9 protein-coding genes are annotated in these 10,088 nt (G+C 70.8%); 7 read left to right on the top strand and 2 right to left on the bottom strand.

The features are described from left to right. Positions 1 to 1,147 (bottom strand): C40 family peptidase (locus F8271_RS27235; RefSeq protein ID WP_151492712.1); only part of this gene is annotated, 1,147 nt, incomplete at its 3' end. A gap of 238 nt (positions 1,148 to 1,385) precedes the next feature. Here F8271_RS27235 and mqnE point away from each other — a divergent pair. Genes mqnE through F8271_RS27220 form a run of 3 tightly spaced genes read left to right on the top strand, consistent with a single transcriptional unit; the run spans position 1,386 to position 3,358 of the window. Beyond that, positions 1,386 to 2,555, top strand: coding sequence for an aminofutalosine synthase MqnE (gene mqnE / locus F8271_RS27230; protein WP_151492711.1), 1,170 nt, complete (start codon positions 1,386 to 1,388; stop codon positions 2,553 to 2,555). A gap of 23 nt (positions 2,556 to 2,578) precedes the next feature. Then, the gene (locus tag F8271_RS27225) at positions 2,579 to 3,016 is read left to right on the top strand and encodes a hypothetical protein (protein WP_151492710.1); all 438 of its coding nucleotides are present in this window, start codon (positions 2,579 to 2,581) and stop codon (positions 3,014 to 3,016) included. A gap of 60 nt (positions 3,017 to 3,076) precedes the next feature. After that, positions 3,077 to 3,358: a DUF4229 domain-containing protein gene (locus F8271_RS27220; RefSeq protein ID WP_151492709.1), complete on the top strand. Its 282-nt coding sequence runs from the start codon at positions 3,077 to 3,079 to the stop codon at positions 3,356 to 3,358. An 80-nt stretch (positions 3,359 to 3,438) separates the two neighbouring features. On the opposite strand, the gene F8271_RS27215 is transcribed toward F8271_RS27220, so the two are convergent. Beyond that, positions 3,439 to 4,779, bottom strand: coding sequence for a C39 family peptidase (locus F8271_RS27215; protein WP_151492708.1), 1,341 nt, complete (start codon positions 4,777 to 4,779; stop codon positions 3,439 to 3,441). Positions 4,780 to 4,990: 211 nt separating this feature from the next. Between F8271_RS27215 and F8271_RS27210 the strand changes: the two genes are divergently transcribed. The 4 genes from F8271_RS27210 to F8271_RS27195 all read left to right on the top strand — a co-directional run. Further along, on the top strand, positions 4,991 to 6,868 hold the full coding sequence (locus tag F8271_RS27210; RefSeq protein WP_151492707.1) for a M14 family zinc carboxypeptidase: 1,878 nt from the start codon (positions 4,991 to 4,993) through the stop codon (positions 6,866 to 6,868). 354 nt (positions 6,869 to 7,222) lie between these two features. Continuing rightward, positions 7,223 to 8,152, top strand: a complete 930-nt coding sequence (locus F8271_RS27205) for an ABC transporter substrate-binding protein (protein ID WP_151492706.1) — start codon at positions 7,223 to 7,225, stop codon at positions 8,150 to 8,152. A 76-nt stretch (positions 8,153 to 8,228) separates the two neighbouring features. Then, positions 8,229 to 9,317, top strand: a complete 1,089-nt coding sequence (locus tag F8271_RS27200; RefSeq protein ID WP_151492713.1) for an iron ABC transporter permease — start codon at positions 8,229 to 8,231, stop codon at positions 9,315 to 9,317. Continuing rightward, a partial coding sequence (locus F8271_RS27195; RefSeq protein WP_151492705.1) for an ABC transporter ATP-binding protein occupies positions 9,314 to 10,088 on the top strand: 775 nt, incomplete at its 3' end. The genes F8271_RS27200 and F8271_RS27195, both read left to right, overlap by 4 nt.

Genomic DNA, 10,088 nt, shown 5'->3' with positions numbered 1-10,088 from the left:
TCACGACGTCGCCGGTGGTGGGCGCCTGCACCATCTTGCCGTTGCCGATGTACATGCCGACGTGGTGGATCGTCTCCCAGGAGCTGCCGGACGCGAAGAAGAGCAGGTCGCCCGCGAGCAGGCCGCTCTGCGGCACGGTCCGTTCGCGGGTGGCCCTGTACTGGTCGCGCGCGACCCGGGGCAGGTCGAAGTAGTCGGCCCCCGGGGACCGGTACGCCGCCCACATCAGGCCGGAGCAGTCGAACTGGTCCGGACCCTCTTCCGACCACTTGTACGGGTCGCCGAGCTGGGCGAGCGCGTACCGGACGGCGGCCAGCGCCCGGGGGTGTGCCGCCATGCCGCTGCTGCTCTGGCCGGCGACGTAGCCCGCGCCGAGCTGCTGCTCGGTGGCCTCCTGCTGGCGCTCGATCGCGATCAGCTGCGCGGCGTTGTCCCGGCGCAGCTTGAGCAGGCTGGCCTCGGCGGTGCGCAACGCCGTCTCGCCGGCGGTGAACTCGACCTGGGCGGCGTCGACCTGGGCCTTGGCCGCCGAGTGCGCCTGGTAGGCGGTCTGCTCGGCGGCGCGGGCGCGGGACAGCTCCCCGGCCACGCCGGTGGTGCCGCCCTCCACCTTCTCGCCACGGGTGATCTGCTGGAGCCGGCTCAGTCCCCGGATGTCGCGTGCGAGGTCACCGGGCGGCAGTGCGGCGGCGGCCTTCACCGCGTCCGCGGCGGCCGCGTCCGCCGCCTGCTGGGCCCGCAGGAGGGCGTCCTGCGCGCTCTCCAGCGCCTTACCGGCGGCGTCGAGCTGGGCCTGCGCGCCGGTGCGTTTCTGCTGACTCAGCAGCAACGCCTCGCCGAGCGCGCCGACCTGGATCTCGCCTGCGGAGATCTGGGCGGCCAGCGGGCCGGTGTCGATGTTGGCGAGCGGCGGGGCCGGGACCCCGGCGACCGGTGCGCCGCCGGGCAGTTGGAATGAGCCGGTCACCGCCGGGCGCGCGCCGGAGTCCGGCACGGTGGTCGGCACGCCGGGCTCGGCGTACGCGGGGGTGGCCAGCACGGCCGCGGCGATCGCGCCGAGCAGGGCGGCCCAGAGCTTCGGACGTAGCACCGGCGAGATCACCGGGCTCCGTCGTCGCTGCCGTCGCCCGCGCCCGCTGTAGATCATTCCGCTCCCCGTCCACCTGCTCGTCGCCGCGCTCGGTGGGCGCGGCCGTCGGGACGGTACCAGTGTGTGTGTTCCGCCCCACCTTGTTACTACCGCACCTCGCCACTCATGTCGATGCGTGGCCGGGTTACGGGAGGCTGAGAGTCTGGTGAAGTGGGTCGCTGCCGCCGACCGTGCCGCAGGCCCGTCCGGCGTCCCGACGTACGCTCGATCCGACCGCAGGTGGAAGGGACGTGCCATGGACGCCGGACTCAAGCGTGAGCTCGAAGCGAAGGTGTACGCCGGTGAGCGGCTGACCCGGGAGGACGGGGTCGCCCTCTACGAGAGCGACGACCTGACCTGGTTGGGGCGCCTGGCGCACCACAAGCGCACCGAGCTGAACGGCGACCGGGTGATGTTCAACGTCAACCGGCACCTCAACCTGACCAACGTCTGCTCGGCGTCCTGTGCGTACTGCTCGTTCCAGCGCAAGCCGGGCGAGAAGGACGCGTACACGATGCGCATCGACGAGGCGGTCCGCAAGGCGAAGGAGATGGAGGGTGAGCAGCTCACCGAGCTGCACATCGTCAACGGCCTGCACCCGACGCTGCCCTGGCGGTATTACCCGAAGGTGCTGCGCGAGCTGAAGGCGGCACTGCCGAACGTCAAGCTCAAGTGCTTCACGGCGACCGAGGTGCAGTGGTTCGAGAAGATCAGTGGGCTGAGCGCCGACGAGATCCTCGACGAGCTGATGGACGCCGGCCTGGAGTCGCTGACCGGAGGTGGCGCGGAGATCTTCGACTGGGAGGTCCGGCAGCACATCGTCGACCACGCCTGCCACTGGGAGGACTGGTCGCGGATCCACGCCCTCGCGCACCGCAAGGGCATGAAGACCCCGGCGACCATGCTGTACGGCCACATCGAGGAGCCCCGGCACCGCGTCGACCATGTGCTGCGGTTGCGTGAGCTGCAGGACGAGACCGGTGGTTTCGCGGTCTTCATCCCGCTGCGCTACCAGCACGACTTCGTGGACTCGGCGGACGGCAAGATCCGCAACCGGATCCAGGCGCGTACCACGATGGCCTCGCCGGCCGAGTCGCTGAAGACCTTCGCGGTCTCCCGGCTGCTCTTCGACAACGTGCCGCACGTGAAGAACTTCTGGGTGATGCACGGGCTGTCGGTGGCCCAGCTCTCGCTGAACTTCGGCGTGGACGACCTGGACGGCTCCGTCGTCGAATACAAGATCACCCACGACGCCGACTCGTACGGCACCCCGAACACCATGCACCGCGACGACCTGCTGCACCTGATCTGGGATGCCGGCTTCCAGCCCGTCGAGCGAGACACCCGCTACAACGTGGTCCGGGAGTACGACAAGGCCCCGTCGCTGGCGCAGCGCCGCGCCGAGCCGCAGCAGGTCTGGGCCTGAGCCACCACGTACCCTCGCAGTCGATGACCGAGCAGAGCGGATCCGAGCAGCAGGGCGGCTTTCCCCGGCGGGACGCCGAGGGGCGCGTCCGTACCCTGGGTGACCTGCTCGGGGTGTGCCTGGCCGGCGTCGTCATCGGCGTGCTGGCGCTGGTGTTGTTCGACTGGGCGTTCGCGTCGATCGGCGCCGGCGACTTCGGGCACACCAACGGTTGGCTCGCGGTGATCCTTCCGGCCTGGCTGTTCTGGGACGACTTCCGGGCCTGGGAGTTCGGCGCGGCCCGGGTGGTGGCGGCGCTGGTCGCCGCGGCCGTCGGGGTGTTCGTCGGGCTGGTGGTCGCCGGGCTGGGCGCCGGGTTGCCGCCGCTGCTGTCCGGGTCGTTGGCGGCTGCGGCGTTCACCGTGGCGTACGCGACGGTCTGGTTTCCGGGCGTCCGCTGGCTGGCCCGTCGGACCGGCTGATCGCGGCCGGGTCGACCCTTCCGCCGTACGGCGGCTGACGCAGAGAACGGAGTGGTGCGGGTGAGCGCGGCGGTCAAGTACACGCTGGGTCGGATCGGGCTGTTCGTCGCCGTGCTGGCGGCCCTCTGGCTGATCGACATGAACGTGTTCCTGAAGCTGATGCTGGCGCTGGTGTTCTCCGCCGCGCTCTCCTTTTTTCTGCTGCGCGGTTGGCGGGACGAGATGGCCGGGGAGATGGCCGACGCGGCCAACCGCCGCCGCACCGATAAGGAACGCCTCCGCTCGGCCCTGGCCGGCGAAGACCAGGACCCCACCACGGAAGGCCCCGACCCGCAGCGGTGATCAAGAGGTTTGCGTCACCAGGAGGGCTTCCGGTGACGCAAACCTCTTGATCAACAGCGTTCAGGCGCCGGGCGCCGGGCTCACCAGTTGGTGGAGCCTTGGACCTTGGGCCAGGGCTTGGACGTTGGCTTGATCAGGTACGCGATGCCGCCGGAGCCGCCGGAGGTGCCGCCGCTGGCGTTGGTGCGCTTGGTCCGCAGCCAGATCTGCTCGAACTGCGCACGCTTGTAGACGTTGCGGACCACGTCGTTGCTGGACGAGGCGGGGTCGTTGACGATCACGTCACCGTCGGCGGTGAAGCCGACCACCACGAACAGGTGCCCGGACGTGCCGTAGTTCGCCCCGTCCAGTTCGCTGGCCAGGAAGGATTGGCTGGTCACCACGGGGATCCCGGCGGCGATGAACCGCTCCAACTCGTCCAGCGAGTGCAGCCGGGTCACCCGTCCCTCCAGGCCGGGGAAGCTGGCCGCGTACGCGGTGTTGAACGGCCAGTTGCCGGCGCCGTCGTACGCGTAGTCGTAGGTCATCCGGGCGGCGTGGTTGACCGTCGGGTCGGGGTAGGTCGGGTCCACCCAGGAGGTGTCGGCCTCCGACGGCTTGCGCCCCCAGTACTCGACGACCATCTCCGTGGAGGTGGGTGAGCACCAGGCCTCGCCGCCGCCGTCGTACTCGGGGTAGTGCCCGGCGTGCACGTTCTGCGAGTAGCGCGGCACCGGGAGTTCGACGCCCCAGGCGATGTGCCCGGCGCTGGGCGGCACGGTGAAGCGGTCCGGCACGGTGGAACTCATCGCGCCGAGCATCCGGACCACCGGCGCGGCGGCCTGCCCGGGTGCCCGGTAGAGGGTCAGCTTCAGCTGGTACGACCGCAGCAGCACCCCGGCGTCGGCGTCGTCGATGCTGAAGGTGTCGGTCCAGATCGTCGACCAGGGGTCGCCCTGCTTGTTGACGCTGGTCCGCTTGATGTCGGTGTCGCCGGAGGCCCAGCGACCCAGGACGTACCACGGGGTCTGGTCGCCACTGGTGTAGCTGCCCTGCATCTCCACCTGGATCCAGGTGCCGGCGGGGGTTTCCGCGTTCCACGAGGCGATCAACTCGGTGGCGTCGAACCCGATCCGGGTCACCGGTGACGTCCAGGTGCCGTACTCCCAGGTGCGGGTGGTGCCGGTGTGCGGATCGGCGTACTCGATGGTGCCGGCCGGACGGGCCAGGGTGACGCCCGCTCGGGCACCGGGCACGACGCGGGTGCCGTCCCGGCTTCCCCGGTGCCAGTCGGCGGGGCCGGACCAGTCCTGGAAGGTGATCTGCTCGTCGTGGACGGCGGTGGCGGGCGGGCGGCCCGCGGTGGCGGGCGCGGCGGTGGCGAGCAGGGTGAACGCGGTGACGCCGGCGAGGGCGGCCGCGTGCAGGCGGGATCTGGCCATGGGTGCTCCGCGGTGTCGAGAGGGACATCGTCGCTGGTCAGTGTTCCGCCTGGAAGGAAGTTTCGCCAGATGTTCGCGGGTGGAAAATCATTGCCGCCACGATGATCCACCTGGGATGCATTGGGCGATCAAGCATATTGATATGACCATGTGACAGATGGTGAAGTGTCCTCCACCGAGCGGGATCTCCCGCCGATCGAGGAGGTAGTCCATGGCCCTCCGCACGCCCATCACTCTCCGCCGCGTCCTGGTGCTCGCCGTCGTCACCGGGCTGGGAATCGTCACCGTCGCCACCGGACCGGTCGCCGCCCAGCCGGCGCCGGACCGCACCGCCGAGTCGGCCGCCGCCGGCTACCGGGTGCTCGGACCGCGAACCTCCGCCGACCGCAGCGCGGTGGCCCGCACCGGAGCCGCCATCGACTACTCCGAACACGGCGTTCTGCACGTCTCGGCCACCGCCGGGGAGGCCGCCGCGATCGGCAAGCTCGGCTTCCGGCTGGAACCGCTCGCCCCGCCGCCCAGCGCCGAGCGCGGGGCCGGCGACGTCGGCACGCTGGCGTTCCCGCCCGCCGACTCCAACTACCACGACTACGCGGAGCTGACCGCCGTCGTGAACCAGGCCGTCGCCGACCATCCGGCCATCGCCCGCAAGATCAGCATTGGTACGTCGTACGAGGGTCGGGACCTGATGGCGGTGAAGATCTCCGACAACGTGGGCACCGACGAGAGTGAACCGGAGATCCTGTTCAACGCCCAACAGCACGCCCGCGAGCACCTGACCGTCGAGATGGCGATCTACCTGCTCAACCTCTTCACCGACAGCTACGGCGGCGACTCCCGGATCACCAACATCGTCAACAGCCGGGAAATCTGGATCGTGCCGACGGTCAACCCGGACGGCAGCGAGTACGACATCGCCACCGGGTCGTACCGGTCCTGGCGCAAGAACCGGCAACCCAACAGCGGTTCGTCCAACGTCGGCACCGACCTGAACCGCAACTGGTCCTACCAGTGGGGCTGCTGCGGCGGCTCGTCCGGCACCACCTCGTCGGAAACCTACCGCGGCCCGTCGGCGTTTTCCGCGCCCGAGACACAGGCACTGCGTAACTTCGTCAACAGCCGGGTCGTCGGCGGCGCCCAGCAGATCAAGGCGAACATCGACTTCCACACGTACTCGCAGCTGGTGCTCTGGCCCTTCGGCTACACGACCGCCAACAACCCGTCCGGGATGAGCGCGGACCAGTACACCACCTTCGCCACCATCGGCCAGCAGATGGCGGCCACCAACAGCTACACCCCGGAGCAGTCCAGCGACCTCTACATCGCCGACGGCACCAGCATCGACTGGATGTGGGCCACCCACGGCATCTGGGCGTACACCTTCGAGATGTACCCCGGCTCGTCCAGCGGCGGCGGCTTCTACCCGCCCGACGAGGTCATCCCCGCGCAGACCACCCGCAACCGCGAGGCCGTGCTGATGCTCAGCGAGTACGCCGACTGCCCCTACCGGGCCATCGGCAAGCAGGCGCAGTACTGCGGCGGCGGTGGCGGCACCACGGTCTGGTCGGACACCTTCGAGACCGCCACCGGCTGGACCATCAACCCGGCCGGCACCGACACCGCGACCCTCGGGGCGTTCGAGCGGGGTGCCGCCCAGGCGACCACGTCCTCCGGCGCCAAGCAGCTCACCCCGTACGCCGGCGCCAACGACCTGGTCACCGGCCGGCTCGCCGGCTCGGCCGCCGGTGACTACGACGTCGACGGCGGAGTGACGAGCGCCCGTTCCCCGGCGGTGACCCTGCCGTCGTCCGGCACGCTGACCCTCTCGCTGGCCTGGTACCTGGCGCACGGCTCGAACGCCTCGTCGGCGGACTACCTGCGGGTGAGCGTGGTGCACAACGGCGGCACCACCGCACTGCTCACCCAGGCCGGAGCGGCGACCAACCGCGACGGCAGCTGGGCGGTGGCGAACCTCAACCTCACCCCGTACGCCGGCCAGTCCGTCCGCATCCTCGTCGAGGCGGCGGACGCCTCCGGCGCGAGCCTGGTCGAGGCGGCTGTGGACAACGTCACCATCACCTCCTCCTGATCGGGTGGGGCCCCGTTCCGCCCCGGCGGGGCCCCAGCGCCCGATCCCGAGCCTCCGGATCCGGGACATATCCGTCGTGTATGGCGGTCCGATCGATCGACCAGAGCTGATCCGCTCTTGATCGATCCGGCACGTCCCGGCGGTGCGCTACCGTCTTACCGACCAGTCCGCAGCGAAGCCGGTGCGAAACCCGGCGCTGTCCCGCAACTGTGATGCCCCGCCCGACGGTGGGGACGAGCCAGGTCGCCTGCGGACCGATCGCGACACGCGCTCTCGAGGAAGGGCGCCTCGTGGGCGGGCGTACGAAAGTCCCTGTCGGCGAAGCACCACACTCCTCGACCGACAGGAGGACCCATGTCCAGACGTACCCCTCGGCTCTTCGCCGCGACCCTCGCGGTCGCCGCACTCGCGCTGGGCGCCTGCGCCGAGAAGGCCGACGACACGCCGAGCGCCGGCACCGCGGCCGCCAGCTACCCCGTGACGGTCGGTTCGCTCACCCTCGACAAGCGTCCCGAGAAGATCGTGTCGCTGTCGCCCAGCGCCACCGAGATGCTGTTCGCGATCGGCGCCGGCCCGCAGGTGAGCGCGGTCGACGACCAGTCCAACTACCCGGCCGACGCCCCCAAGAGCGACCTGTCCGGCTTCCAGCCCAACGCCGAGGCGATCGCCGGCAAGAACCCCGACCTGGTCGTGCTCTCCAACGACACCAACAAGATCGTCGACCAGCTCAGCAAGCTGAAGATCCCGGTGTACCTGACCCCGGCGGCCACCACGCTCGACGACTCGTACCGGCAGATCACCGAGCTGGGCACGCTGACCGGGCACGCCGACCAGGCCGCCGACGTCACCGGTCGGATGAAGGACGACATCGCCAAGCTGGTCAAGGACCTGCCGCAGCGCACCACGAAGCTCACCTACTACCACGAGCTGGGCCCGGAGCTGTACAGCGCCACCAGCAAGACCTTCATCGGCTCGCTCTACAGCCAGGTCGGCCTCACCAACATCGCCGACCCCGTCGACGCGGACGGCAAGAACGGCGGCTACCCGCAGCTGTCCCAGGAGTTCATCGTCAACGCCAACCCGGACTTCGTCTTCCTGGCCGACTCCAAGTGCTGCCAGCAGAACGCCGACACGGTCAAGGCGCGCAGCGGCTGGGCCGGCCTCACCGCGGTGAAGAACAGCCAGGTGGTCGCACTGGACGACGACATCGCCTCCCGTTGGGGCCCACGGGTCGTCGACCTTCTCCGGGTGATCATCGACGCGGTCGCCAAGGTGCCCGCGTGACCGCGAACCGTCGGTGACCGCGACACCGCCTCCGTCCCGGCGGGCCGGGCTGCGATCCGGCACCCAGCCCGCCGGGCTGCCCGCCGAGGCCCGGCCTGCGGGGTTGCTGGCCGGGTCGCGGCCTGCCGGGTTGCGTAAGCGCTGGCTGGTCGCGGGCGTGGTCGCGGTGTTCGTGGCGTTGATCGCCGGGGTGTCGCTCGGTCCGGTCAGCCTGCCACCGGGCAGCGTCGCCGCCGAACTGCTCAACCTGATCCCCGGCGTGCACCTCGACAGCGGGCTCTCCGAGCGGGAGATCGCCATCGTCACCGAGCTGCGGCTGCCCCGGGTGGTGCTCGGCCTGCTCGTCGGCGGGCTGCTCGCCCTGGCCGGAGGCTGCTACCAGGGCGTGTTCCGCAACCCGCTGGCCGACCCGTACCTGCTCGGCGTCGCCGCCGGCGCCGGCCTCGCCGTCACCGCGGTGATCGCCCTCGGCGGCGTGGGTCGGCAGGGCGCACTCACCGGCCTGCCGGTGAGCATCCCGCTAGCCGCGTTCGCCGGCTCACTGCTCGCCGTGACGATGACGTACGCGCTCGGGGCGGCCGGCGGGCGAAGCCGATCCCCGGCGATGCTGATCCTGGCCGGGGTCGCGGTCTCCGCCTTCCTCTCCGCCGGGCAGACGTACCTGCTGCAACGCAACGCCGACAGCATCCAGCCGGTCTACTCCTGGCTGCTCGGCCGGCTCGCCACCGCCGGCTGGCACGACGTGCTGCTGGTGCTGCCGTACGCCGCGCTGACCACCGTGGTGGTCCTGCTGCACCGCCGGGAACTGGACGTCCTCGCGGTCGGCGACGACGAGGCGAAGAGCCTCGGCCTGCACCCCCAACGCTCCCGCTACCTGCTGATCGCCGCCGCCTCGCTGGGCACCGCCGCAGCGGTCTCCGCGACCGGGCTGATCGGTTTCGTCGGCATCATCGTGCCGCACACCGTCCGGCTGCTCGCCGGATCGAGCTACCGGGTGATCCTGCCGCTGTCGCTGCTGTTCGGCGCCGCGTTCCTGGCCCTGACCGACGTGGTGGCCCGCACCGTGGTCGCACCGGCCGAACTGCCGATCGGGGTGGTCACCGCACTGCTCGGCGGCCCGTTCTTCATACTCGTGCTGCGCACGGCACGGCGGGTCCTCACGTGAGCGCCGAACCCGTCGTCGACGCCAGCGCCCCGGCCATCGAGGTGCGGGGGCTGCACGTCAGCCTGGACGGCACGCCGATCCTCGCCGGGATCGACCTCACCGTCGCGGCCGGCGAATGGGTCACCGTGATCGGTCCGAACGGCGCCGGCAAATCGACCCTGCTGCGCGCCGTCGGCGGCCTACTGCCCGCGCCGGGCGCCATCACCCTCTTCGGTACGCCGAGCGCCGCCCTGCGTCGACGGGACCGCGCCCGGGTGGTGGCCACGGTGGCGCAGTCCCCGGTCTTACCGCCCGGCATGTCGGTGCTCGACTACGTGCTGCTCGGCCGCACCCCGTACATCCCGCCGCTGGGCCGGGAGTCGGCCGCCGACGTGGCCGCCGCACACGAGGTGCTCGACCGGTTGGATCTGATCGGCTTCCACCGCCGGGAACTGGCCACCCTCTCCGGAGGTGAACGGCAACGGGTCTTCCTCGCCCGCGCGCTGGCCCAGGGTGCGACGCTGCTGCTCCTCGACGAGCCGACCAGCGCACTCGACATCGGCCACCAGCAGGAGGTGCTGGAACTGGTCGACCAGCTGCGTCGCGAGCACGGCCTCACTGTGCTCGCCACCATGCACGACCTCTCCCTGGCCGGCGAGTACGCCGACCGGATGGTGCTGATCGCCGAAGGCCGGGTCGTGGCGTCGGGAACACCGCACGAGGTGCTGACCGAGCACCTGCTGGCCACCCACTACCGGGCCAGCGTCCGGGTGGTCCCCGGAGCCCACGGCC

The sequence above is a fragment of the Micromonospora sp. ALFpr18c genome (genome assembly GCF_008868155.1).
Taxonomy (GTDB): Bacteria; Actinomycetota; Actinomycetes; order Mycobacteriales; family Micromonosporaceae; genus Micromonospora.
Note: the sequence above shows the minus strand (reverse complement) of the source record. Positions and strands in the feature narration are given on the sequence as shown.

Excerpts from the sequence above, each read along its gene's own strand:
- mqnE (WP_151492711.1), top strand. The coding sequence starts at position 1,386 with ATGGACGCCGGACTCAAGCGTGAGCTCGAAGCGAAGGTGTACGCCGGT.
- F8271_RS27210 (WP_151492707.1), top strand. The coding sequence starts at position 4,991 with ATGGCCCTCCGCACGCCCATCACTCTCCGCCGCGTCCTGGTGCTCGCC.
- F8271_RS27215 (WP_151492708.1), bottom strand. The coding sequence starts at position 4,779 with ATGGCCAGATCCCGCCTGCACGCGGCCGCCCTCGCCGGCGTCACCGCG.
- F8271_RS27225 (WP_151492710.1), top strand. The coding sequence starts at position 2,579 with ATGACCGAGCAGAGCGGATCCGAGCAGCAGGGCGGCTTTCCCCGGCGG.
- F8271_RS27205 (WP_151492706.1), top strand. The coding sequence starts at position 7,223 with ATGTCCAGACGTACCCCTCGGCTCTTCGCCGCGACCCTCGCGGTCGCC.